This window comes from Ruegeria sp. YKSF57 (genome assembly GCF_059612585.1).
The window spans coordinates 1-24,779 of record NZ_JBXWQW010000002.1; the positions used below are offsets into that span (position 1 = coordinate 1).

Below are 24,779 nucleotides of genomic sequence, written 5' to 3' on the forward strand. Positions count from 1 at the left end.
TGCGCTTTTGCGCGGCGATGCCGATGGAGTTGAGATCGGCAACCAACCAATCAGCCGCCTTTTCGCATTGCTCCTTGTAAGCCGGGTCGGTCGAAATCGACGGAATGCGCAGCAGTTCCATTAACCGGTCAAGGGCAGCAGGCAGATCGGAATCGATCCGGTTGAGTACGGCGTCTAGCGACATGGAAAGCTCCTGAGTGATCAATTTTTGCGGAGCCTAGCACCGACGGCGGGGCAGTCCAGTGCAAGGGTGCGAAAAATCATGTACTATGATGGAATCCGGGCGCTGCCACGCGGCTGCGTCGTTTCCTCGCGCCGGTGCGCCGGAACTTTGCTTGTTTGAGCGGTCTTAAAAATATATTTGATGCAAATCAAAGCTGCGTCGTCTTGCCGGACTATAGGCAGTTGATCTGAAGGTACATGAAAGATATTCATTCATGAACGTGAATTTGTTGGCGTTGGTGGATGGCTCCGGAAGCTTGAAATGGGGAAAGCGGACGGATGATGAAGGAGACACCGGTGGACTATACTGCTCAGCTCGATTCCGCGATTGCCAAGCTGCATGAAGAGGGCCGTTACCGGACCTTTATCGATATCGAACGTCGCAAGGGGCAATTCCCGCATGCGGTCTGGACACGTCCCGATGGCAGCCAGCAGGACATTACGGTCTGGTGTGGCAACGACTATCTGGGCATGGGACAGCACCCGGTTGTTCTGGCCGCCATGCACGAGGCCATCGACGCCACCGGGGCAGGGTCGGGCGGCACCCGCAACATTTCGGGCACTACCGTTTATCACAAGCGCCTTGAAGCCGAACTGGCCGATCTGCATGGCAAGGAAGCGGCGCTTTTGTTTACCTCTGCCTATATTGCCAATGACGCAACGCTTTCGACGCTGCCCAAGCTGTTTCCAGGCCTGATCATCTATTCCGACGCGCTCAACCATGCCTCGATGATCGAAGGCGTGCGCCGGAATGGCGGGGCCAAGCGTATCTTCCGCCACAATGACGTCGCTCATCTGCGCGAACTGCTCGAAACTGACGATCCGGCCGCTCCCAAGCTGATCGCCTTTGAATCGGTCTATTCGATGGACGGTGATTTTGGCCCAATCGAAGAGATTTGTGATCTGGCCGACGAATTCGGCGCGCTGACCTATATCGACGAGGTGCACGCGGTCGGCATGTACGGTCCCCGCGGTGGCGGCGTGACCGAACGGGACAGGTTAGCGCATAGGATCGACATCATCAACGGCACGCTCGCCAAAGCCTACGGCGTGATGGGCGGCTATATCGCGGCCAGCGCCAAAATGTGCGACGCGATCCGGTCTTACGCGCCCGGCTTCATCTTCACCACGTCACTGCCGCCCGCAGTAGCGGCCGGAGCGGCTGCGTCGGTTGCGTTCCTCAAGCAGGCGCCGGAATTGCGTGAACAACACCAGACGCAGGCCGGCGTTCTCAAGCTGCGCCTCAAGGGGATGGGTTTACCGCTTATCGACCATGGCAGCCACATTGTACCCGTAATTGTCGGCGATCCTGTCCATACCAAGAAATTGAGCGATATGTTGTTGAACAACTACGGCATCTACGTTCAGCCGATCAATTTCCCGACCGTCCCGCGTGGAACCGAGCGTTTGCGCTTTACTCCATCACCAGTGCATGGGCCCAAAGAAATGAACCGTTTGGTTCAAGCTTTGGACGAACTTTGGTCACATTGTGCGCTAAATCGCGCCGAACTTGCCGGATAAGGTGAGGCCAAGGTGTGCAACTCGTTTGCAGCGTGTTAGTCTTACGGTAACAAAAGCACGAGCGAATCGTTATGGGGACGATTGACAGCTACGTGTAAGAATCGCGGCAGGCAACATGGGGCGGCAGGAATGATTGGGCGCAGCAATCAGCGCGACTCCGGAGAAGTTGATATCGGCAGACCCAAAGGGTTTGACGACTTCGAGCTACGACTTGGCGATGTGATGCGCGGTGAGCGCGCGACAATGGGCAAGTCGTTGCTGGATGTTCAGCGTGAGTTGCGGATTAAGGCCAACTATATAGCTGCCATCGAAAATGCTGAACCCGAAGCATTCGACACGCCCGGCTTTATCGCCGGGTATGTGCGTTCTTACGCCCGCTATCTGGGCATGAACCCGGATGAAACATTTGCCACATTCTGCGAGGAAAGCGGGTTCGAAGTTGCCCATGGCATGTCCGCCGAGGCGTCGGTGGTCAAGAAATCAACAGGCGCTTTGCCCGCGCGTGGCCCTATGGGGCGAGATCCCTTCATTTCCCCCAATACACCTTTCGTTCCGGGCAAGGATTCCTTCTTGAGCCATGTGGAGCCGCGCGCTTTGGGCTCGCTCTTTGTGCTGGTGGCGATGATCGTCGGTATCGGATATGGCGGTTGGACCGTACTTAAGGAAGTTCAGCAGGTCCAGGTTGCCCCGGTCGAACAAGCACCGCTCGTGCTGACCGATCTCGATCCGCTGCAAGAGGCGCGCAACCGTGAATCGGTCACGGAAACGGCTGGGATAACAAAGCCTTCCTCCGATGCGCTTGACCGCCTGTACCGGCCTCAGGCGCTGGACGTGCCGGTACTCGTGGCCCGTGACGCGCCGATTTCGACCCTTGATCCCAGAACCGTCGGATCCTTTAGAGCACCGGAGCTTCCGGAAGTGCAGGTCGCGGAATTGCAGCGGGCAGCGCCGCATCCAGTCACGCCCCAGGTTCTGGAAGAAGCTGGACCATCGCTGACGATGGTTGCAGTACGCCCGTCGTGGGTGCGGGTGACAGCGGCAGATGGGTCGACGATCTTTGAGAAGATCATGGAGTCGGGCGAAACCTATGAGGTGCCGCTGACCGAAGAACCGCCGACGCTGCGTGCAGGCGAAAGCGGCGCGATTTATTTCGCCACGAATGGTGAGCATTTCGGGCCTGTAGGCGAACGTGGAGTCGTGACCAAGAACCTACCGCTGTCAATCGGTGCGGTAACGGAACGCTATCAGGTCGCCGATCTTGGGCAGGATGACGATTTGGCCCGCATGGTTGCCGAGGCCCAGACTCAGATCGCAGAACAACCGGCCGAAGCGCCCAGCGAGTAATCCGACCATTGCAGGCACCGGGCGCCCGGCCTATGTATCTGCCACAACCGGAGCAGATGCGGACCAGACCTCATGTCGCTGAACCACGTGCGCCCGTGGCGCAATATCTATCGCCGCAAATCCCGTCAGATCATGGTCGGAAACGTCCCCGTTGGAGGGGATGCGCCAATTGCGGTGCAGACCATGACGAATACGCTGACAACCGACGTGGCCGCGACAGTGGCGCAAGTTCAGGCAGCAGCCGAAGCAGGCGCGGATATCGTTCGGGTGTCGGTGCCGGACGAAGCCTCGTCCAAGGCGCTGAAAGACATTGTGCGCGAAAGTCCGGTTCCCATCGTGGCAGATATTCACTTTCATTACAGGCGTGGCATCGAAGCAGCCGAGGCGGGCGCGGCCTGCCTCAGGATCAATCCCGGCAATATTGGCTCTCCCGACCGCGTACGCGAAGTCATCAAAGCGGCGCGCGACCATGACTGTTCGATCCGTATCGGGGTCAATGCGGGCAGTCTGGAAAAGCATCTGCTTGAGAAATACGGCGAACCGTGCCCCGAAGCGATGGTCGAAAGCGGGTTGGAACATATTCGCATCCTGCAGGACAACGACTTTCACAATTTCAAGATCAGTGTGAAGGCCAGTGACGTGTTCCTCTCTGCCGCCGCGTATCAGGGCATTGCCGAAGCGACCGACGCCCCGATCCATCTGGGTATCACCGAAGCGGGCGGGTTGGTTTCAGGCACAATCAAATCCGCAATCGGCCTGGGCAACCTGTTGTGGATGGGCATTGGCGATACCATCCGTGTCAGCCTGTCCGCAGATCCTGTGGAAGAGGTCAAGGTCGGCTTTGAGATTCTGAAATCTCTGGGCCTGCGCCACCGGGGCGTCAACATCATCTCTTGTCCCTCTTGCGCACGCCAGGGGTTCGACGTGATCAAAACGGTTGAGACGCTGGAAAAGAGGCTGGAACACATCAAGACGCCGATGAGCCTGTCGATCATTGGTTGTGTTGTGAACGGGCCGGGCGAAGCGCTGATGACAGACGTGGGCTTTACCGGTGGCGGTGCTGGATCCGGCATGGTTTATCTCGCCGGAAAAGCCAGCCACAAGATGTCGAACGACCAGATGGTCGATCACATCGTCGAAGAGGTCGAGAAAAAGGCGGCGGAGCTGGAAGGCTTGAAGGACGCCGCAGAATAGGAAAAAGCCCCCAACGCAGCGCATTGGAGGCTTTTGTCGAAGCTGCGCGTCAAGCTCAGCTTCTTTGACCGCGGATGTCTTCGACGATCAGTTCCATTTGCTCGGCGGGCACATAGCCGCGCAGCATTTCGGATTCCAGAACAAAGGTCGGCGTGCCGGAAATTTTCAGCCGCTGCGCCAATGCGCGGGTCTGCGCAATTTCGCGGGTCACATCGTCGCTGTCCATATGTGCGATGATGGTTTCGGTTTCCAGGCCAAGCCCGTCCGAGATGCGACGCAATGTGACTTCGGTCACATCTCCGCCGAACTCAATCAGGGCGTCATGGACCTGTTTGTATGCTTCGTTCCCAGCGGTCTGTTTGGTAGCGACCGCAAAGCGCGAAGACAATACAGATGCCTCTCCCAGAATTGGGAACTCTTTGATGATCAAACGGATGTTGCCGTCTTGTTTCAGAAGCTTGGCGACCTCGGGAACGGCTTTGCGGCAATAGCCGCAACGGTAATCCATGAACTCGACGAGGGTGATGTCGCCTTCGGGGTTACCACCGACCCAGCTGTAACCGTCGTCGAACAGCGCATCGGCATTGGTGGCAACCAGTTCAAGATCGGCTTGCGCTTCGGCAACGGCCTGCCTTTCCTCAAGGATGTTGATCGCCTCGAGAATTACCTCGGGATTATCCAGCAGATACTCGCGTACCTGGGCACCAAAGGCGGCCTTTTCGTCGTCGGTCATGTCGCTCAGGTCCGTAGCCTGCGCAGGACCGGAAATCAGTGTCAGGCCCAAAAGGGCCGGGGCGGCAAATCGGAGCATTATCTTTTCCTTTTCCGTGCTCGTTCCGATGCAATTAGTACGTCTTGTGCGCGCTGCCAGCCCGGCGAGCCTTCGGGCAACTGTCCGACAGCACGTTTGGCATGAATTCCTGCGTCTTCCAATCGGCCTTGCAGAGCAAAGCGTTCCGCAGTGACCATAGAGGCCATGCCGTTTTCGCCCGCTTTGGCATAAGCCATCGCCAAATCGTGCATCATTCGGATATTACGGTAGTCCCGTGCTCGGGCCTTTTCCAGTGTCTCCAATGCAGATTTGGTCTGACCCGCGCCCAAAAGGGCACGCCCGTATCCCGCCAGGATCAGCGCATCATTGGGGGCAAGATCGACCGCTTTCCCGTATTCTGCCACGGCGTGTTGCAGCTCGCGGTTCTCCAGCAGGATCTGCCCCTTGAGCTCATGATAGAACGGATCGTCCGGCCGTATTGTCAAAGCGCCGTCGATGGCCGCAATCGCGTTGGGAAGGTCGCGGTTGAGATGGTAGGCCACGGCCTCGCGCATCAGCCGGATGTCACGGTGTTGTTCTTCACGCGCGCGGCGCAGGGTCCAGGAAGAGGAACGGGTGAAAGCCGACACCTTGCCCTTGATCCGGGCAAACCAATAGTCGGCAATTGGATTGGGGCTGGATTTGTCGCCGTAGGCGGCCAGAAAATCCTCGGCCGCGCGGAGCCTGTCTCGGCTCAACGGGTGAGAGCGCATATAGGGGTCTTGCAGCGCCGGTGACAGCAACTCCTGACCCGCAAAAGCGCGATGCAGATCGACCAGGCCCTTGGGCGACACATCTGACCATTGCAGAAAGCTGGCCGCGGAACGGTCGGCCGAGGCCTCTTCAGCGCGTGTATGGCTTAGAAAACCGCGCAATGCAGAGGCTGAAGTGCCAGCGGCAATACCACCGGCCGCTTCGCCAGCTCCGGCGGCGGCGGCGATCAAGGCAAGTGCGGTGCCAAGCGTCGCAACACGTTGCGCGCTTTCGAGATTGGCGGTGCGGCGGGCCAGATGACCATTGGTTATGTGGGCGGCCTCGTGCGCGATAACGGCCTGAAGCATTTCGGGCGTATCAACTTTCAGAATCAGGCCATAGTTCAAAAAGATCGTGTTGTAGTCGATGACGAAAGCGTTGAAACTGTCGTCCTCGACCAGCAACACCCGCACGCGGTTGGTGTTCAGCCCCGCCGCGCGCAGGATCGGAAACGCCAGTTCGCGCAGGCCATGTTCGATATCCGGATCGCGCAAAAGACCGACCGCATATACCGGTGCGGCCGTCACAACCCAAAGGACAGCCGTCAAAAACAAGGCCGGGATTGACGCCAGCCGGGATACGCGGTCAAAAGCCATGCTCGCAACATGGGAGATGGGCATGCGAAACTCAAGCCGATCCGAGGTTGATCCTTTTATCGTGATGGACGTGATGGAGGCCGCCCGCAAAGCCGAAGAGGCCGGTCGCCGCATCATCCACATGGAGGTCGGCCAACCCGGGACCGGCGCGCCGAAAGGCGCCATCGAAGCGCTTGGGGCTTCGATGCACGATGAGCCATTGGGTTATACCGTGTCACTGGGAATACCCGCCCTGCGCCAGCGCATCTCACGTCTTTACGGCGACTGGTACAATGTCGATCTGAATCCCGACCGCGTGGTTATCACGCCGGGATCTTCGGGCGGGTTCCTGCTGGCTTTTACGGCGTTGTTCGATACCGGGGATCGCGTGGGCATCGGTGCACCGGGATACCCTTCATACCGTCAGATCCTCAAGGCTCTGGGTTTGGTGCCAGTCGATATTCAGACGGCCGCAGAAAACCGCCTGCAACCTGTACCCGTTGATCTGGCGGGGCTGGAACTGGCCGGGCTGATGGTGGCATCACCCGCAAACCCAACCGGTACTATGCTGGATCGAAATGCGATGGGCGCCCTGATTGATGCGGCCCGGGGGCAGGAGGCTTCGTTCATCAGCGACGAAATTTATCATGGGCTCGAATATGAAGCGAAGGCGGTCACGGCGCTGGAACTGACCGACGAGTGCTATGTGATCAACTCGTTCTCGAAATACTTCTCGATGACGGGCTGGCGGGTCGGCTGGATGGTGGTGCCCGAGGATCAGGTGCGCATTGTGGAACGCATTGCCCAAAACCTGTTCATCTGTGCCCCGCACGCAAGTCAGGTTGCCGCCCTGGCCGCAATGGAATGCGACGACGAATTGCAGGCCAATCTGAGTGTTTATCGCGTAAATCGCGACTTGATGCTGCAGGGCCTGCCCAAAGCCGGGTTCACCAATATCGCGCCGCCGGATGGGGCTTTTTACGTGTATGCGGATGTTTCAGAGCTGACCAACGACAGCCGGGCCTTTGCCGCCGAGATATTAGATAAGGCGGGGGTCGCCGTCACACCCGGCCTAGATTTCGATCCGGTGCGAGGACATACCACATTGCGGTTCTCCTATGCCCGCTCGACAGCGGATATTGAAGAGGGGCTGGAACGACTCAAAACATTCATGCAGTCGCGAACCTGAACAGGTCAAGGCCGTTCACAAATCGATCGGCTTGATATAGGGTCCGCGCGAACGATCTCGGGGATACACTGAGGCAATGAGCAGGATCGCCACTCTTTTTGCGCTCGTCTGGGTGCTGGTTTCCGGTGCGCAGGCACAGGAATTTGGCGGTCTCGCGCGGGTCGTCCCCGAAGACAGTCAAATAACCAGCCTGGGCAACAAGGGCGTGTCGCTTCAATTGGCGCTGAGCCAGGGCGTGCCTTATCGCCTGTTCACGCTTGATGCGCCTCGCCGGCTGGTGCTGGACTTTCAGGAAGTTGATTGGACCGGTTTAAAAGGCGACAGGTTTTCACGCACCGATCGGGTGGGCGCGGTGTTATTCGGCACCTACGTGCCGGGCATGTCCCGCATGGTGGTGGAACTTGCGTCTCCCATGACCGTTGATCGGGCCGAATTGCAGGTCGACCCGGTGAGCGGTGGAGCGGTTCTGGAACTGGCCCTGCTCCCCGCGACCGAACCGGAGTTTGCCAAATCTACCGGTGCGCCACAGGATCGTCGCTGGGATGTCCCACCGCCAGAAAACCTGGACAGACCCGCGCCACGCGGACCGGATGCACCCCTGCGTGTGATGCTGGACCCGGGGCATGGCGGAATCGATCCGGGGGCCGAGACGGAACGCACGAACGAAAAGACCCTGATGCTCACCTTCGCGCGCGAACTGCGCGAATTGCTGATGCGCATGGAGGGGTTCGAGGTGATGTTGACGCGTGAAACCGATCACTTCGTTTCGCTTGAGCGGCGGATCACGCTGGCTCACCAGTTCGGCGCGGATGTGTTCATTTCACTGCATGCGGATGCCCTTGCCGAAGGACGGGCGCATGGAGCGACGGTTTATACCCTGTCGGATGAAGCCTCTGACGTCGCCAGCGCCAAGCTGGCGGAAAGGCATGACAGGGGCGACCTTCTGTCTGGCATCGATCTGAGCGATACCGACGATCAAGTGACCAATGTTCTGTTGCAGCTGGCCCGTCAGGAAACGCAGCCGCGAACCGAGACTTTGGCACGGGTTCTGGCAGACAGCATGGCGCAACAGGGCGGACCAATGAACAACAGGCCGCTGCGCGAGGCGTCGTTTTCGGTGCTCAAGGCCGCAGATATTCCGTCGGTTTTGATCGAACTGGGCTTCTTGTCGAGCCCGCGCGACCTCAAGAACATCTCGAACCAGGCTTGGCGTGCAACGATCGCCAAGGGCATTGTTTCCGGATTGGAGAGCTGGCGACGGACGGATACGGCAAACCGGGCCTTGGTACGCCGTTGACCTCTGGCCAAATCGCGGGTCGTGGCGTAATGCGGCCAAAATGCGCCATGTGTTTTGACCCAGCGACGGCGCGTGACTATATAGGCATCACCGCGGAATAAAGGCATCAACGTGATCCGGTTCGTACTCTCCTTCTTCGGGGCCATTTTCAGCCTCGTAACCCTTGGTATCTTCATGGCCGCCCTGACCATCGGAGGGGTGTTCTGGATGTATGGCCGCGACCTGCCCAGCCACGAGTCGCTGGCGCAGTACAAACCACCGACGATCAGCCGGATTTACTCGGGCGAAGGGCACCTGATCGACGAATTCGCACAGGAACGCCGCCTGTTCACGCCCTCCGAAGAGATCCCTGAACTCGTCAAGCAGGCATTCATTTCGGCTGAAGACAAGAATTTCTATGCACATCAGGGTTATGACATTCGCGGCATCGTTGCTGCGGGCGTCGAAGCGGTACGTTCCAAGGGCGAAAACGTGCGGGGTGCATCGACCATTACTCAGCAGGTGATGAAGAACTTTCTGTTGTCCGGCGACAGGCGCGCCGAACGTAAGATCAAGGAAATCATCCTTGCCACCCGCCTCGAAGAGACACTGAATAAAGAGCAGATACTAGAATTGTATCTGAACGAGATTTTCCTCGGCCAAAACTCCTATGGTGTCACGGCCGCAGCTCAGACTTATTTCAACAAGACGCTGCAGGAACTGACACCGCATGAGGCCGCAACGCTGGCATCGATGCCCAAAGCGCCTTCGGACTACCACCCCGTACGCCAAAAGGAGCGATTGCTGGCCCGGCGCAACTATGTGCTGCGAGAAATGCAGGAGAATGGTTTCATCGACAAGGCAACTTACGAGACCGAAGTCGAACAGCCCCTGCGTTCGGTGCAGAATGGCGATTTTGACAGTTTCCGCACCGCTTTGCCGCCGCGCGACTATTTCACCGACGAGATTCGCCGCCAATTGAGCGAGAATTTTGGTGAGGGTGAGTTTTTTACCGGCGGTTTCAGCGTGCGCGCCTCGATCGATGAGGAAATGCAGGTCGAAGCCGCGCGCGCCCTGCGCGAGGCGTTGGAAAAATATGACCGCTCGCGCGGTCGCTGGCGCGGAACTGACGTAACCCTGACCGAAGAACAGATGACCAGCGAGGAAAGCTGGCGTGCCGCGCTGGCTCTGACCGAGGTGCCACGCGATGTGATCCTGCCGACGCAGTGGTTTCCCGCTGTCGTGCTGGAGGTCTCGTCCGAGAAACTGACCGTCGGAATTGAGGGCGGACCCGCGGACGGTACTGTTCCACGTTCGGATATCAAATGGATGCAAGGGGATTTCGCCAAGAATTTCAAGCGCGGCGATGTGATTCTGGTTCTTCGAGGGGAAGACAGCCAATGGTCGGTGCGCCAGGTCCCCGAAGTGCAGGGCGGCTTTGTGGCGATGGACGTGAACTCGGGCCGTGTTCTGGCGATGCAGGGTGGGTTCAGCTATCAGGATTCGGTGTTCAACCGTGCCACGCAGGCATTGCGACAGCCGGGGTCGAGCTTCAAGCCCTTCGTCTATGCGGCGGCGCTGGACAGTGGATACAGCCCCGCGACCATCGTCGTGGATGCGCCCATCGAAGTGAACACGCCTCAAGGTTTGTGGCGCCCCAAGAATTCGTCGAACAAATTTTATGGGCCAACGCCTTTGCGGACGGGGATCGAACAGTCACGTAACCTGATGACCATCCGACTGGCGCAGGAAGTGTCGATGCCGGTGGTGGCAGGCTATGCCGAACGGTTCGGCGTGTACGATCACATGGGGCCTTACCTGGCCAATTCGCTGGGGTCCCAGGAAACCACGCTTTACCAGATGGTGTCGGCCTATGCGATGTTTGCCAATGGCGGCGAGCGGGTACAGCCAACACTGGTCGACCGCATTCAGGACCGGTTCGGCAAGACGATCTATCGCCATGACAAGCGGGATTGTGTGGATTGCAATTCAGACCGGATCGCCCGCGATGCATCGCCCCGGATCGTGACCAACCGCGAACGCGTGATGGACCCGATCACCGCCTATCAGTTGACCTCGATGATGCGGGGTGTTGTCGAACGCGGGACTGCTGCGGGGGCGGTGAACCTGCCGGTTCCCACCGCTGGCAAAACCGGAACGACCAACGATGCCAAGGACGTGTGGTTCATTGGCTTCACCTCAAACATCGTCGCGGGCTGTTATATCGGTTATGACCAGCCGCGCCCGATGGGCCGTGCGGCTTACGGATCGTCGATGTGTGGCCCCGTCTTCCAGAGCTTTATGGAAAAGGCCGTGGCAAAGTTCGGTGGCGGACCGTTCGATGTACCGCCCGGCGGGCATTTCATCAAGATCGACCGTTTCACCGGTGCGCGCCTGCCGGATGATGCAACCGGGCAATATGTCGTGGCCGAGTATTTCCGGGACGGTGTCGACCCGATCTTTGGCCTGACCTTTGACGGCGGTTTTGCGATGGGTTCCGACCTGCCGCTGATTGAAGAGGTCCAGCAGGCCGGTCAACAGGTGCGAACCTCGACCGGTCAGACCACCACGGTCGGACCCAAGGCGAATTTCGGCACGGTCAGTTCCGGCGGCCTTTACTGACCGCTTGCCCAGAGTTTGGGGCTGGTCTATCAGAACCCCTCAGTTGACCCGAATTTTGCAGGACTCATCATGCGCGCCGAAATACAAAACATCGTGGCGGATATCCAAAAGTCGCTCGAGCTTCTGGCTCAGCGAATGGACTATGAAACCGCGCCGTATCGGCTGGAAGAGTTCAACGCCCGTGTTGAAGATCCCAACCTGTGGGACAACCCCGAGAACGCGCAAAAACTGATGCGTGACCGGCAGGTTCTGGTAGATGCCATCGAAACCTATGAGTCGATCAAGACGGACCTCAACGACAATGTCGAACTGATCGAGTTGGGTGAAATGGAAGAGGATCAGGAAGTTGTCACCGATGCCGAAAACGCGCTGAAGTCGCTCAAGGGGAAGGCAGCGAAAAAAGAACTCGAAGCACTGTTGAACGGCGAGGCCGACGGCAACGACACGTTCCTTGAAATCAACGCCGGCGCAGGCGGCACCGAAAGCTGCGACTGGGCGTCGATGCTGGCACGGATGTATGTCCGCTGGGCCGAAAAAAAGGGGTACGACGTCGAGCTGCAGTCGGAAACACCCGGCGAAGAGGCCGGGATCAAATCCGTTGCCTACAAGATTTCCGGCCATAACGCCTATGGCTGGCTGAAATCGGAAAGCGGTGTGCATCGTCTGGTTCGAATTTCGCCCTTCGATGCGGCTGCCAAGCGGCATACTTCGTTCAGTTCGGTCTGGGTTTATCCGGTGGTCGACGACAATATCGAGATCGAGGTGAACCCGTCGGATATTCGCGTCGACACCTACCGGTCGTCCGGGGCAGGTGGCCAGCACGTCAATACCACCGACTCGGCGGTTCGGATCACTCACATTCCGACGGGGATCGTCGTGACCAGTTCGGAGAAGTCCCAGCACCAGAACCGGGATATCGCCATGAAGGCTCTGAAATCGCGCCTGTACCAGCAGGAGCTTGACCGCCGCAACGCCGAGATCAACGCAGCGCATGAGGCCAAGGGTGACGCAGGCTGGGGCAACCAGATCCGGTCCTACGTTTTGCAACCCTATCAGATGGTCAAGGATCTGCGCACAAATCACGAGACTTCGGACACCAAGGGTGTGCTCGATGGGGATCTTGATGGATTCATGGCGGCAACACTGGCGTTGAATGTATCAGGCAAAAGCCGGTCGGACGCACGGACGAAAGACTGATCCCCAAAAGATACATTCAAACAGTGGGTTTAAAAGAAATCGGACCGCGTCTAGGGTAGGCTCAACCATCAGATGTGAGCGCCTATGGACCTGATCCGATCTTCCGCGACCGAGCTGCTTTCCGCCATTTCCGAAGGCCACCTTTCGGCGGCGGAACTGATGCGTGCAACACTCGACCGGATCGAAACCGTCAACGACAAGGTCAACGCAATTGTCGCGCTGCGCGACAAGGACGAGTTGATGGCCGAGGCCGAGGCGCTGGATGCGGGTCCACGCCGCGGCGCGCTGCACGGGCTGCCGATTGCGGTAAAGGATCTGGTAAATGTGGCCGGTGTGGCGTCGACGCAAGGATCTCCGATCTTCAAGGACCATATCCCGAAATCAGATGACCTGATTGCCGCGCGGATGCGAGCGGCGGGGGCGATCTTGATCGGGAAAACCAATGTGCCTGAATTTGGTTTGGGGTCTCATACCTTCAACCCGGTCTATGGCGCGACCCGCAATCCCTATAATCCGGACTTGTCCTGCGGCGGTTCTTCCGGTGGCGCGGCTGTTGCATTGTCAACAGGGATTGTAGCCCTTGCCGACGGTTCGGATATGATGGGCAGCCTGCGCAACCCGGCTGCGTGGAGCAACGTTTACGGGTTCCGCCCCAGTTGGGGGCGGGTGCCGTCTGAGCCAATTGGAGACACGTTCCTGCATCAGCTTTCCACGCTGGGGCCAATGGCGCGTAGCCCCGAGGATATCGGGTTACTGCTCGACGTGATCTCTGGCCCCGACCCGCGTCAGCCACACCCATTTGCCAGCGATCCGGTGTCACCGGTCAGACCAGGTGAAGCGGATGGTCTGCGAATCGGATGGCTGGGCGACTGGGACGGGGCCTTCCCGATGGATGACGGCATCATGGCGCTTTGCGAAAGCGCACTGGAAGTGTTCCGGGCTATCGGGTGCTCGGTCGAGCCGGTGTCCCCGCCATTCGACGCCGAACAGATCTGGGACAGCTGGATCACCTTGCGCTCGTGGAGCGTCGCGGCAGGTCTCGCCCCGCTGGATGAAAAAAAGGCAATGCTCAAAGACAGCGCCCGCTGGGAAATGGATCGCGGATTGGCGATGACCGCGATGGAGGTGCATCGTGCCAGCACCATCCGGTCGGCGTGGTTCCGGCGCGCAGCCGCACTGTTCGAGGAATATGACGCGCTGGTGTTGCCCTCCGCACAGGTCTGGCCGTTCAATGTCAACCTACCGTATCCCGGTGAGATTGCGGGCCGCGCTATGGACGCATACCACCGATGGATGCAGGTCGTCACTCCGGTCAGCCTTTTGGGCCTGCCCAGTCTGGCCGTTCCGGCAGGGTTCGGAGATTCGGGCCTGCCGATGGGTATTCAGATCTTCGGCCCGCGCGGCAGCGATGCAAGGCTGTTGGGTTTGGGCGCGGCCTATCACGCAAAAACCGAATGGCCGCAAAAACGACCGGCAATGTAAGTCTTGAAATCGCAGGGAGGAGTTCATGCAGAAACCGTTTGGCGTACCGCGTATGAAAACAGCCGATATTGGCACGCTGCGCGTGGCGCTTCGCCGGGGTTGGCGCGATTTCCTGCGCGCGCCTGTCTTTGGCCTGTTGTTTGCGGGCTTCTACGTACTGGCGGGTTGGGCAATGGCGTGGATTACGATCCAGACTGGAACCACGTTCTGGTTGGTTCTTGCAGCGATCGGCTTCCCCCTAATCGGCCCGTTTGCAGCGGTGGGGCTTTACGAGGTTTCGCATCGTCTCGATCAGAAGGAACCGCTGGATTACGGGGCGATTTTCGGCATTGTGGTTCAGCAAAGTCGTCGGCAACTGCCGTCGATATGCGCGATCATCGTTGTCGTGTTCCTGTTCTGGTTCTTCCTTGGTCACATGATCTTTGCGCTGTTTCTGGGGCTGTCGACCATGACGAATGTCTCGTCCTCATTCGAAGTGTTCCTGACCCTGAACGGGTTGACGATGCTTGCAGTCGGAACGGCTGTAGGGGCGGTGTTCGCCCTTTTGCTCTACATGATTTCCGTCCTGTCGATCCCGATGCTTCTGGATCGGGAGTTGGATTTCGTGACCGCCATGATCGCCAGCTTTTCTTACGTCAAGAACAACGCGGTTGTGATGCTCGGCTGGGCTGTGTTCGTTGCAGGGGTGACCTTTCTGGCGTTGCTGCCCTGGTTTTTGGGCCTGCTTGTCGTGTTGCCCTGGTTGGGGCACGCCAGTTGGCATCTCTATCGCCAGATCGCCACAGCCGATGAAGCGGCGCCCGACCAAGGCGGTGTGGCGGAAACCGCCTGACACAACTGGGCAAATGCGTTGGGCGTGAGCACCGGGTCATTCCGGCGGAGTTTCCCGCCCCATCGCAACCAGACGCGTGCGCAGGCTGGCGGCTTTGGTCAGTCCGGCCTCCAGCGCGAACACATAGGCATGGGTCAGGAAGAACCCACAGGCGGTTTCATCCGTCGCAGAGTCGGCGGCCTCTTCGTACAGATCAACCAGCGTCTGGCGGTCGCCGGCCTCATGCGCGGCAAGAAGCCGTGCATCCAAGCGGTTCATTCTGCCGCCTGGCTGGTGCGGTGGGCCTGCAACCGACCAGCCACCCAGTCATGGAACAGATGCGTCGGGCCATCCATTGCAGGCGAGAACCGGCCACCGTCAAAGCCCGGAGCGCTGCGGCCCTTTTGCATGCTTTCGACCGCCATGATGTCTTCGACAAATACAACGCGCCATTGCTCGGCGTTCTTTTCCCTCAACGACTTCGAGGTGTCCGGGGTGGCATAGAACAGGTGGACCGTCTCCAGTGTCCGGTTGACGGACAAGGGGTTTAGGATGATCGCGAACATATGATCGCGCTGAACGCCGACCATGACATTGGGCAGAAATGTCAGATACTCACCTGCCGTGTCCCATTTGTCAGACAGGCCGGGGAAATCAGGGAATGTACTGCCATCCTCGTCGGTGATCTGGCGATAGACAAGAGTTCCCTGACCAGAAAATTTGCCTTGCTCCTGAATATGATAATGGTCCTCCAGCCGGGAATAGGAATTCAGTCCGGGGTGCACCCAGGGCAAGTGGTAGCTCTCGCAATAATTCTCGACCACGAGTTTCCAGTTGGTCTTCAGGTCCAGCTGCATCGTGCTTTCCGGTCCGCCGTGATAGACCGGCACATCGAATTCCTTCCAGCGTTCCAGCAAATCCGCGAAATATTCTGAAAACGGTGCGGCGTTGCCGGATACGTTGATGAATACGACCTCATTCCAGATGTGGCTGCGCACCTCGATCAGGCCCAGATCGTTCTTGTCGATATCCTTGTGAGTGTTCTGTCCCGGACCGCCGACATGAGGGGTTGAAACCAGCTTGCCCTGGGTGGAATAGCACCAGCTGTGATAGGGACAGCGGATGGCGCCTTCGATCTTGCGCGGCTCTTCGACCAGGATCATGCCCCGGTGGCGGCAGATGTTCTGAAACACCCGCACCTGACCTTCGCGATCGCGCAACAGCAGCAGGGGAATGCCCAGAAACTCCATAGGAACCGCGTCACCGGGTTCCGGCACGTCCGCAGTCACTGCAAGACCTGCCCAACCGTCCAGGAACAACGCGCGGCTTTCTTCGGCATGTACCGCAGGGTCGGTGTAATGCTCATTGGGCAGGCCGCGAGCCTGCTCAATGGGTTGCCGGACATCGGCCAGAGTGGTCATTGATGTGGTCATGCGCGTTCTCCTGAGCTTGCAGGAAGAGGCCACACAAAAACGTCTGCTGCTTGAAGCTTCGCGACTTCTATATTTCCCGAAGCGACATGACCGGTTCAGAGCCGGTCGGATCACAACGCGTGACCCGACGCATGAAGGCAGAGCGCGCCCGCTGAACTTGGCCGCGCGCAGGGTGGCTTCAGTCGCCGCGCAGCAAGGCCGCGACACCGGTCCTTGCGATCTCGGCCAACCCAAGCGGTCGCATCAGATCGGCAAAGGCGTCGATCTTGTCCGGCGCGCCGGTGATCTCGAAGATGAACGAGTTCAGCGTGCTGTCGACCACGTTGGCGCGAAAGATATCCGCCAGCCGCAGCGCCTCGACCCGCTTGTCGCCTTCGCCCACCACCTTGAGCATCGCCAGTTCCCGTTCGACGGACGCGCCTTCGACGGTCAGGTCATGCACGTCCCGGACCGAGACGATGCGCCCCAATTGCGCCTTGATCTGTTCGATCACCTGCGGCGTGCCGGTGGTGACGATGGTGATGCGTGACAGGTGGCCGGTGTGATCCACCTCGGCCACCGTCAGGCTTTCGATGTTATAGCCGCGGCCAGAGAACAACCCGATGACACGGGCCAGAACGCCGGGTTCGTTCTCCACCAGAACCGCGATCGTGTGCTTTTCCTGAACGTCCGAAAAAGTCGGCCGCAGGTTATAGGCGGAATGGCGGGTGGAACCTTGTTTGATATGTAGGGCAGACATTTACGTCCCTTTCTTCACTCAATTCATGCCCGTCCCATCTGGGTCGGGAAATTCGCCGAATTCGGTTACACCAGCACCGCACCGCCGGCCTGGATCACACCCTGCGTCTCGGCCTCGCCCAGCAGCATCTCGTTATGCGCCTTGCCCGACGGGATCATTGGGAAGCAGTTCTCGTGCTTTTCCACCAGACAGTCAAAGATAACCGGGCCGTCATAGTTGATCATTTCCATGATCGCATCGTCCAGATCCGCCGGATCGCTGATGCAGATACCCTTGGCGCCAAAGGCCTCGGCCAGCTTGACGAAATCGGGCAGGGATTCGGACCAGCTGTGAGAATAGCGCTCACCATGCAGCAGTTCCTGCCACTGGCGCACCATCCCCAGGCGCTCGTTGTTGAGGATGAACTGTTTCACCGGCAGGCGGTACTGCGCGGCGGTGCCCATCTCCTGCATGTTCATTAACCACGAAGCTTCTCCCGCAACGTTGATCACCAACGCTTCTGGGTGCGCCATCTGCACCCCGATCGAGGCGGGGAAGCCATAGCCCATTGTGCCCAGGCCACCCGACGTCATCCAACGGTTAGGATCCTCAAAGCCCATGAACTGGGCCGCCCACATCTGGTGCTGACCGACCTCGGTACAGACATAACGATCGCGCCCCTTGGTCAGTTCCTCAAGACGTTGAAGCGCATATTGCGGTTTGATCGTTTTATCGCTGTTGGTGTAGGCAAGGCAATTGACCTTCCGCCACTCGGCAATCTGCGCCTGCCACTGTTTGACAGCGGCGGCGTCTGTCTTGCGGCCGCGGGATTTCCACACTTTCAGGATGTCCTCCAGAACATGAGCCACGTCGCCGACAATCGGGATGTCGACGCGGATCACCTTGTTGATCGAGGAGGGGTCGATGTCGACATGGGCCTTTTTCGAATGCGGGCTGAAGGCATCGATGCGTCCGGTAATCCGGTCGTCGAAACGGGCGCCGATATTGATCATCAGATCACAGTCGTGCATGGCCATGTTGGCCTCATAAAGTCCATGCATACCCAGCATACCCAGCCAGTTATCGCCCGACGCCGGATAGGCGCCCAGCCCCATCAGGGTCGAGGTGATCGGGAATCCGGTCGCATCTACCAATTCGCGCAAAAGCTGGCTGGCCGCCTTGCCGGAGTTGATCACGCCTCCGCCGGTATAGAATACCGGCTTCTTCGCTGTTTCCATCGCGGCGACCAGTTCGGTGATCTCTTCAAGATCGCCCTTGAGAACAGGCTGATAGTGTGAGGTCGAAGGTTTAGGCGGCTGGTATTCTCCGCTGGCGAACTGGACGTCCTTGGGGATATCGACCAGAACCGGTCCGGGGCGACCGGCAGTTGCGACGTGGAACGCCTCATGAAGGGTCGCTGCCAGTCTGTCGGTATCCTTCACCAGCCAGTTGTGCTTGGTGCAGGGTCGGGTGATGCCGACGGTATCGGCCTCCTGAAACGCGTCCGATCCGATCATGAAGGTCGGCACCTGGCCGGTCAGAACGATGATCGGAATTGAATCCATCAACGCATCGGTCAGGCCGGTCACTGCATTTGTCGCACCGGGGCCAGAGGTTACAAGCGCGACACCCGGCTTGCCGGTCGATCGGGCATACCCTTCGGCGGCGTGCACCGCGCCCTGTTCGTGTCGCACCAGAATGTGGCGGATGTCGTTTTGCAGGAAAATCTCGTCATAGATCGGCAGGACGGCGCCACCGGGATACCCAAATACCGTGTCCACACCCTGATCCTTCAGGGCCTGAACCACCATTTTTGCTCCGGTCATCTCACGTGTCATCTGCTTTGCTCCATTGGCGACATGCGGTTTGGCATAAAAAAAGCCCCCGAACTTTCGGAGGCGCATGGGTTCGATTATGGTTTTCCGTTACCGGCCCATGCGCTTGGTTCCTACGATTACGACTAGTGTGGTCATCGCCACCGGCTCCTTCTTGCTGGCGGGGACATTATGGTCGGGGGCAAAGGGCGTCAACAGTCAATCTGGCGAAATCCGGATGCTTGGCGCTGTTTTTGCGACATTTTGTTGCGCAGATTGCCGCATGCGGGGAACATCCGCCAACAGCTCTGACAGAAAATTGAGCTGCGCCGCGAAATGAGGTCCAAAACCGTCAAGCCAATGTCCGAAACAGACCTGAACGGTTCCGGTCCCGCTGCCACGCTGCAGGGACAGCGTGGAAGAAGGACACAAGTGCAAGGACCGTTCACATGAAGCTTTACGATTTGGTTGATTTGGGCCGCTATCCGATGGACAGGCGAGACTCGCCCGCCTACGCCCGTATGATTAAGGATCTTCGCCGCGAGCTCGGTGAAGATGGTTGTGCCGTTTTGCCCGGCTTTGTTCATGAACAAGGCGTTGAAACCCTTGTTCAGGAAGCCGATGCAGTGGCACCGATGGCGTATCGCTCTTTCAATCGCACCAATGCCTATTTCAGCAAGGACGACCCGGCACTAAGCCCCGGTCATCCGGTAAGGCGTTTTTATGACCGGTCGAACGCCTTTGTTCCGGCAGACAATTTCCCTGCGACAGGACCCTTGCGGCAAATCTACGAATTTCCGGGCTTCATGCCGTTCATTCGCGATGCGTTGAATGAAAGCCAAGATCGGTTTTTCCGTTATGACGATCCTCTGGCGGATGTGATCATCAACGTTGTCGAGGAGGGGCAGGGGTTCCCCTGGCATTTCGATACCAACAACTACACGGTGACGTTGGCAATCCAGAACGGTGAGACCGGCGGCGAGTTCGAGTACGCACCAAACCTGCGCAGCTCGGACGACGAGAATTTCGACGGTGTGGCCAGTGTTCTGGACGGAAACATGACACAGGTACGCAGGCTGGAACTTCGCCCCGGTGATCTGCAGATATTCAAGGGGCGGTATTCGCTGCATCGGGTGGCGCCGGTCAAGGGTGACAGAAAACGCTATGTCGGCATCTTCTCGTTTGTCGAAACCGAGGGCATGTGCGGCGGCGTCGAACGAACTAGGCAGCTTTATGGTCGGGTTCTTCCGCATCATTTTGAACGCGAAGGGCGTCGTCTGGACAAGCTGTTGGACTAGCATCCCATTGGGCGGTGGCTCGATTTGATGGTCTCGGTCCGTGTTCGAGGTTGTCAAAACCCGACGCCGGTGCCTTGCAACATGCCGTGTTCCATCGCGTACCGCGTCAGGCCTGCGGTCGAGGAAATGCCAAGCTTGCGCTTGATGTTCTTGCGGTGCGTCTCGACGGTGCGCACCGAGATGTCGAGTACGATGGCGACTTCCTTGTTCGACTTGCCCTGTGCCAATTGCAGCAGGATCGTCTGTTCGCGCCCGGTCAGCGCCTCTCGCGCCTCATTCTCTTTTGGCTCCAACGATCCGATTGCGCCGGTGCACAGATACCGTTCGCCGCGCATCACGGCGTCGATCGCCTGTTTGATCTCGTCGGTCGGCACGTCCTTCAGCACATAACCCAAAGCGCCATGACTGAGCGCTGTTGAGATATATTCGGGGCTGTCATGCATCGACAGGATCAGGACGCGTGTTTCGGGCAGGCGCTCCAGGATCATCTCGGTGGCAGTCAATCCGCCCAGGCCGGGCATGTTGAGGTCCATCAGCACCACGTCCGGTGCCAGCGTTACGGCGTTCTCTACTGCCTCCTGGCCGTTTCCGAGCGTTCCGACTACCAGGATATCGTCGTAGCTTTCGAGAATCGACTGGATGCCCTCGGCAACCATGGGGTGGTCATCCACAATCAGGACACGGACAGGCTCAACGTTCATGTTCCGGCCTTTCTTTTCGGCAATGCTTCCTCGCCGGGAGGCAACAGGTGGCTGAGCGGCAGGCTGACTTCGATAACCGTGCCGCTTTGTGCCCCGCGTGATGACAGGATGCGCAAAGTGCCGTCAAGCTGTTCGATCCGTTCCTGCATGTTCCGCAGGCCGATGCCACGGGCGATTTCCCCTGGCTGCGACCGCAACCCGCGCCCGTTGTCGGCGATACGCATCGTCGCCCCCTTTTTGTGCCCGCGCAGGTCGATCGAGACATGCGAGGCACCGGAATGGCGTTCGATATTCGTCAAGGCTTCCTGCGCGATACGGTAAAGCGCGATCTTGCTGTCCTGATCTAACCTGTTGCGAAATACAACGGTGGTGAAATCGGTCTCGATGCCGGTGCGCTCGCGAAAGTCGTCAGTCAGCGCCTTGAGGGCTGGACCAAGGCCCAGATCATCCAGAACGCCCGGGCGAAGGTCGCGGCTGATCCGGCGCACTTCGGTGATAGCAGCCCCCAGATTTTCGATGCCTTTTTCCAACGGTTCGCGCGCGCCTTCGTCATCGCCGCGACCCAACCGCCGACGGGTGTTGTCCAGCGCATAACGGACGCCGACGAGGATCTGGCTGATACCGTCATGCAGTTCGCGGGCCACGCGGCCGCGTTCTTCTTCCTGCGCGTCGAAAACCCGCTGCGTCAGTTCCTTTAGCTTGGCATCCGCCAGCCGCCGCTCGCGGATGTTCAGCAACATGCCCGACAGGAACACGATCAAAAGCGCCGCCAGCACGATGGCCCCGATATAATAGAACGTGCGCTGGACCCTTGCCTCGACCTCGGCACGGGCGTTGGCAACCGTCGCCAGAATGTCGTCGATGAAGACGCCGGTGCCGACGGCCCATTGCCAGTCTTGCAGACCCACGACATAGGCGATCATCATCGCCTCTTCGCCGGTCGAGGGTTTTTCCCACATGAAACTGTGCCAACCTGCACCCTCGCGCGCAAGACGGATGAATTCATCAACGACGGGAATGCCATTGCTGTCGGTCAGCCCTTCCCAATTGCGGTTGATGAATTCGGTCTGCCGGGGACTGACCAGATTGGTGCCGTCATAGTCGTAGACGAAAAAGAACCCGTCCGTGCCATAGATCATCGCCGCCAGGATCTGCGCGACATGGATTTTGGCCTCCTGATCATCGGGCGAGGCGGGGCCGTAGATATAGCCGAACCCGTTGCGTGCCTGTGTCACGTAGTTCCGCAGTTCGTCCTTCTTGGTCTCGATCAGCCTCTTTTCCAGCGCCCTGATTTCGCGCTCGGCGGTTGCGCGGGCCTCGTACGCCACCATAACGGCAATCGCCGCCACCGCGACCACCAATGGGACAGCAGCGATCAAGGCCAGCTTCTGGGCGTAACTCAGCTTGATCAGTTCACGAAAAGACCGCATGCGCGAATCGTTACGCAATGGCAGCCGCAAAATCAAAAGGATTGCGGTATTTTTCGCCGCTCGCCCCGGCCAACACCGCTGGCCCGTTTCGTATCGGCGCAGGAAACCTGTGTTTATGGCCGAAAAAATGGGTGGTCTACGCAGTACTAGGTATTCACATCGGAATCGGTATCGCTAGGCTGACCTCACCTGAAACGATCCGTCCGAAGCCTTGCTTCGGGCAAGACTATCATAGGGGAGGACTACTCACATGGATCGTCGTTCATTTCTGAAAAATACCGCTTTGGGCGGTTCGGCGGTTGCCGCAACCGCGCTGGCGGCTCCGGCATATGCGCAGGGCAAGCGTACCCTGACGCTGGTCACGACCTGGGGCCGGGGCCTGGCGGGCGTGCACGATTCGGCGCAGCGCGCAGCCGACAATATCACCGCAATGTCCGATGGCCAGCTGACGGTTGATCTGAAGGCCGCCGGTGAACTGGTCGGCGCGTTCGAGGTTTTCGACGCTGTCACATCAGGCCAGGCTGACATGTACCACGGTGCCGACTACTACTTCGTCGGTCAGCATCCGGGCTACGCGTTCTTTACCGCCGTACCGTTCGGCATGACCGCGCAGGAACTGGTCAACTGGTACTATCAGGACGGCGGCATGGAACTGCATGACGAACTTGGCCAGATTTTTGGCCTCAAGTCGTTCCTGGCGGGCAACACCGGCGCTCAGGCGGGCGGCTGGTTCTCGAAAGAGATCAACAGCCCCGAAGATTTCAACGGTCTCAAGTTCCGCATGCCAGGTCTGGGCGGCAAGGCGCTGGGCAAGCTGGGCGCATCGGTGCAGAACATTCCGGGTTCCGAAGTGTATCAGGCGCTGTCGTCCGGCGCGATCGATGGCACCGAGTGGATCGGGCCGTGGGCCGACGAAAAGGCCGGTTTCCAGGAAATCACCAAGACTTACTATACCGCGGGCTTCCACGAGCCGGGTGCAGGTCTGTCGCTGGCAACCAACCGAGAAGTCTTTGAAAGCCTCAGCCCCGCGCATCAGAAGATCATCGAGATCGCGGCGGGCGAGTGCCACCAGTGGAACCTGGCGCAATTCCTGGCCAACAACGGTGCAGCCCTGCAGCGACTGCAGGCCGGTGGCGTCAAGATCATGGAATTCCCTGACAGTGTCTGGGATGCCTTTGGTCAGGCTTCGCAGGACGTCATGAACGAAAACATGGGAGATGAGCTGTTCAAGAAGATTCACGACAGCGCCATGGCATCCATGAAGTCGTCCTCTGCCTGGTTGAACCTGTCTTCAGGGGCCTATACCGCACAGCGCGACCGCGTTCTGGGCTAAGCCAACCTTCCCGAAATGAAAGTTCCCCCGCCGCGCGCGGGGGAGCATTTTCGGTTTCCCAAGCACGAACGGATGCCAGACAGGCACAAGCTTGGGAACTGACGAGACTCTGGGGACAACATGCAAGACGAAAACGGCACGTCGTTTTTCGGCGCCTTGTTCGACGGATTGATCTGGTTCTTTCTGAACATCGCCGAGGCATTTTACAACTTCGGATACGCGATCACGCATCCGCAGCTCTGGCTCAACTGGTCCGACAAGGAAGCGATCATGCGCTTTGTCTACTACGGGGGCTCGGTTGAGTTCTTCTTTGTCGTGTTCACGCTGTTTCTGCTGCTGACGGCTATTGGCCTCTACAAGCGCGAATTTATGTGGGGCATGGTTCGCGGGCTGGAGGGTTTTGCCAACACGACCGGGCGCTTCTTTGCCTGGGCCGGGTTGCTGATGGTGATCCAGCAGATCGTCATCGTCTTCATGCAACGGGTTTTTGCCCGCCCCGACATGGCCTTTGGTCTTGGCATCCCGTTCCAGATGGACATCAGTTGGTATGCCGAAGAGCTGAAGCTCTATAACGCGATGGTTGTTTGCCTGTGCGCGACATACACATTCGTGCAGGGCGGGCATGTGCGCGTCGATCTGATCTATGCCGGCCTCAGCCACCGCGGCAAGCGCGTCGTGGATATGTTCGGGTCGCTTTTGTTCATGATGCCCATGGCGGTGCTGGTCTGGCTTTACGGCTGGTACTTCCTGTGGCGGCACCTGATCGTGCCGAACCCGTCCGCCAGCGATACGTTGGACAGGTTGCTCATGAAATCCCGCGCGCTTCGCTGGAATGTGGAAACCATCGGCTTCAGCCCAAACGGATTCAACGGGTACTTCCTGTTCAAGATCCTGCTGGTTTCTTTCGCAGCCATGGTCTTTCTGCACGCAATCGCCTTTTTCTACCGCTCGTATCTCGAATTCGTGGAAGGGCCGGAAAGTGCGTACAAATACCTCGACAAGGATACCCTTGGCGAGGGCGAAGAAGCCTATGAAGGCGCTCATTAAGTACGGGG

The 24,779-nt window shown here is 58.7% G+C and carries 20 protein-coding genes and 1 pseudogene; 12 read left to right on the forward strand and 9 right to left on the reverse strand.

Annotation, left to right across the window (positions count from 1 at the left end; all coding sequences use genetic code 11):
* Positions 1 to 184 (reverse strand): annotated as a pseudogene (locus tag AC2FLX_RS01105) (hypothetical protein); the annotation flags it as partial.
* Between the two features lie 335 nt (positions 185 to 519).
* Here AC2FLX_RS01105 and hemA point away from each other — a divergent pair.
* The 3 genes from hemA (at position 520) to ispG (ending at position 4,281) form a co-directional block, all read left to right on the forward strand.
* On the forward strand, positions 520 to 1,743 hold the full coding sequence (hemA, locus tag AC2FLX_RS01110; protein WP_496745558.1) for a 5-aminolevulinate synthase: 1,224 nt from the start codon (positions 520 to 522) through the stop codon (positions 1,741 to 1,743).
* A gap of 129 nt (positions 1,744 to 1,872) precedes the next feature.
* Positions 1,873 to 3,087 carry a helix-turn-helix domain-containing protein gene (locus AC2FLX_RS01115; RefSeq protein ID WP_480749689.1) on the forward strand — a complete coding sequence of 405 codons (1,215 nt, stop codon included), beginning with the start codon at positions 1,873 to 1,875 and terminating at the stop codon, positions 3,085 to 3,087.
* 72 nt (positions 3,088 to 3,159) lie between these two features.
* On the forward strand, positions 3,160 to 4,281 hold the full coding sequence (gene ispG, locus AC2FLX_RS01120; protein WP_480749690.1) for a flavodoxin-dependent (E)-4-hydroxy-3-methylbut-2-enyl-diphosphate synthase: 1,122 nt from the start codon (positions 3,160 to 3,162) through the stop codon (positions 4,279 to 4,281).
* Between the two features lie 55 nt (positions 4,282 to 4,336).
* On the opposite strand, the gene AC2FLX_RS01125 is transcribed toward ispG, so the two are convergent.
* Both AC2FLX_RS01125 and AC2FLX_RS01130 read right to left on the reverse strand, forming a co-directional pair.
* A complete protein-coding gene (locus tag AC2FLX_RS01125) occupies positions 4,337 to 5,092 on the reverse strand; it encodes a DsbA family protein (RefSeq protein ID WP_480749691.1) in 756 nt (251 codons plus the stop codon).
* Positions 5,092 to 6,465, reverse strand: a complete 1,374-nt coding sequence (locus tag AC2FLX_RS01130) for a M48 family metalloprotease (protein WP_496809526.1) — start codon at positions 6,463 to 6,465, stop codon at positions 5,092 to 5,094. Before AC2FLX_RS01130 ends, AC2FLX_RS01125 begins: the two co-directional genes overlap by 1 nt.
* Between AC2FLX_RS01130 and AC2FLX_RS01135 the strand changes: the two genes are divergently transcribed.
* The 6 genes from AC2FLX_RS01135 to AC2FLX_RS01160 all read left to right on the forward strand — a co-directional run bounded on the left by AC2FLX_RS01135 (position 6,464) and on the right by AC2FLX_RS01160 (position 15,018).
* Entirely contained in the window at positions 6,464 to 7,609 is a 1,146-nt protein-coding gene (locus AC2FLX_RS01135) for a pyridoxal phosphate-dependent aminotransferase (RefSeq protein ID WP_480749693.1), read from the forward strand. The genes AC2FLX_RS01130 and AC2FLX_RS01135 overlap by 2 nt on opposite strands.
* A gap of 76 nt (positions 7,610 to 7,685) precedes the next feature.
* A complete protein-coding gene (locus AC2FLX_RS01140; protein WP_496809525.1) occupies positions 7,686 to 8,906 on the forward strand; it encodes an N-acetylmuramoyl-L-alanine amidase in 1,221 nt (406 codons plus the stop codon).
* 111 nt (positions 8,907 to 9,017) lie between these two features.
* Positions 9,018 to 11,507 (forward strand): penicillin-binding protein 1A, encoded by a 2,490-nt coding sequence (locus AC2FLX_RS01145; RefSeq protein WP_496809524.1) that lies wholly within the window; start codon positions 9,018 to 9,020, stop codon positions 11,505 to 11,507.
* Between the two features lie 69 nt (positions 11,508 to 11,576).
* The gene (gene prfB / locus AC2FLX_RS01150; protein ID WP_480749696.1) at positions 11,577 to 12,704 is read left to right on the forward strand and encodes a peptide chain release factor 2; all 1,128 of its coding nucleotides are present in this window, start codon (positions 11,577 to 11,579) and stop codon (positions 12,702 to 12,704) included.
* Between the two features lie 84 nt (positions 12,705 to 12,788).
* Entirely contained in the window at positions 12,789 to 14,186 is a 1,398-nt protein-coding gene (locus tag AC2FLX_RS01155; RefSeq protein WP_496809523.1) for an amidase, read from the forward strand.
* Positions 14,187 to 14,211: 25 nt separating this feature from the next.
* A complete protein-coding gene (locus AC2FLX_RS01160; protein ID WP_496809522.1) occupies positions 14,212 to 15,018 on the forward strand; it encodes a DUF2189 domain-containing protein in 807 nt (268 codons plus the stop codon).
* A gap of 36 nt (positions 15,019 to 15,054) precedes the next feature.
* Here AC2FLX_RS01160 and AC2FLX_RS01165 read toward each other — a convergent pair whose 3' ends face one another.
* The 4 genes from AC2FLX_RS01165 to AC2FLX_RS01180 all read right to left on the reverse strand — a co-directional run bounded on the left by AC2FLX_RS01165 (position 15,055) and on the right by AC2FLX_RS01180 (position 18,986).
* Entirely contained in the window at positions 15,055 to 15,276 is a 222-nt protein-coding gene (locus AC2FLX_RS01165) for a hypothetical protein (protein ID WP_496809521.1), read from the reverse strand.
* Positions 15,273 to 16,430 carry an aromatic ring-hydroxylating oxygenase subunit alpha gene (locus AC2FLX_RS01170; RefSeq protein ID WP_480749701.1) on the reverse strand — a complete coding sequence of 386 codons (1,158 nt, stop codon included), beginning with the start codon at positions 16,428 to 16,430 and terminating at the stop codon, positions 15,273 to 15,275. The genes AC2FLX_RS01165 and AC2FLX_RS01170 overlap by 4 nt, the downstream gene beginning before the upstream one ends.
* 178 nt (positions 16,431 to 16,608) lie before the next feature.
* A complete protein-coding gene (gene ilvN / locus AC2FLX_RS01175; protein WP_480749702.1) occupies positions 16,609 to 17,169 on the reverse strand; it encodes an acetolactate synthase small subunit in 561 nt (186 codons plus the stop codon).
* Between the two features lie 65 nt (positions 17,170 to 17,234).
* A complete protein-coding gene (locus AC2FLX_RS01180; RefSeq protein ID WP_496809520.1) occupies positions 17,235 to 18,986 on the reverse strand; it encodes an acetolactate synthase 3 large subunit in 1,752 nt (583 codons plus the stop codon).
* Between the two features lie 425 nt (positions 18,987 to 19,411).
* Here AC2FLX_RS01180 and AC2FLX_RS01185 point away from each other — a divergent pair, with 425 nt between their 5' ends.
* Positions 19,412 to 20,260, forward strand: a complete 849-nt coding sequence (locus AC2FLX_RS01185; protein WP_496809519.1) for a HalD/BesD family halogenase — start codon at positions 19,412 to 19,414, stop codon at positions 20,258 to 20,260.
* Positions 20,261 to 20,313: 53 nt separating this feature from the next.
* Here the strand turns inward: AC2FLX_RS01185 and AC2FLX_RS01190 are convergent, their stop codons facing one another.
* Together AC2FLX_RS01190 and AC2FLX_RS01195 are read right to left on the reverse strand one after the other, a co-directional pair.
* Complete coding sequence (locus tag AC2FLX_RS01190) at positions 20,314 to 20,961, reverse strand: response regulator transcription factor (protein WP_480749705.1); 648 nt, start codon at positions 20,959 to 20,961, stop codon at positions 20,314 to 20,316.
* Entirely contained in the window at positions 20,958 to 22,391 is a 1,434-nt protein-coding gene (locus tag AC2FLX_RS01195; protein ID WP_496745578.1) for a cache domain-containing protein, read from the reverse strand. The genes AC2FLX_RS01190 and AC2FLX_RS01195 overlap by 4 nt, the downstream gene beginning before the upstream one ends.
* A 250-nt stretch (positions 22,392 to 22,641) precedes the next feature.
* Here AC2FLX_RS01195 and AC2FLX_RS01200 point away from each other — a divergent pair, with 250 nt between their 5' ends.
* Positions 22,642 to 23,724, forward strand: a complete 1,083-nt coding sequence (locus tag AC2FLX_RS01200; protein ID WP_496809518.1) for a TRAP transporter substrate-binding protein — start codon at positions 22,642 to 22,644, stop codon at positions 23,722 to 23,724.
* Positions 23,725 to 23,844: 120 nt separating this feature from the next.
* A complete protein-coding gene (locus AC2FLX_RS01205) occupies positions 23,845 to 24,771 on the forward strand; it encodes a TRAP transporter small permease subunit (protein ID WP_496809517.1) in 927 nt (308 codons plus the stop codon).
* Positions 24,772 to 24,779: the final 8 nt, after the last annotated feature.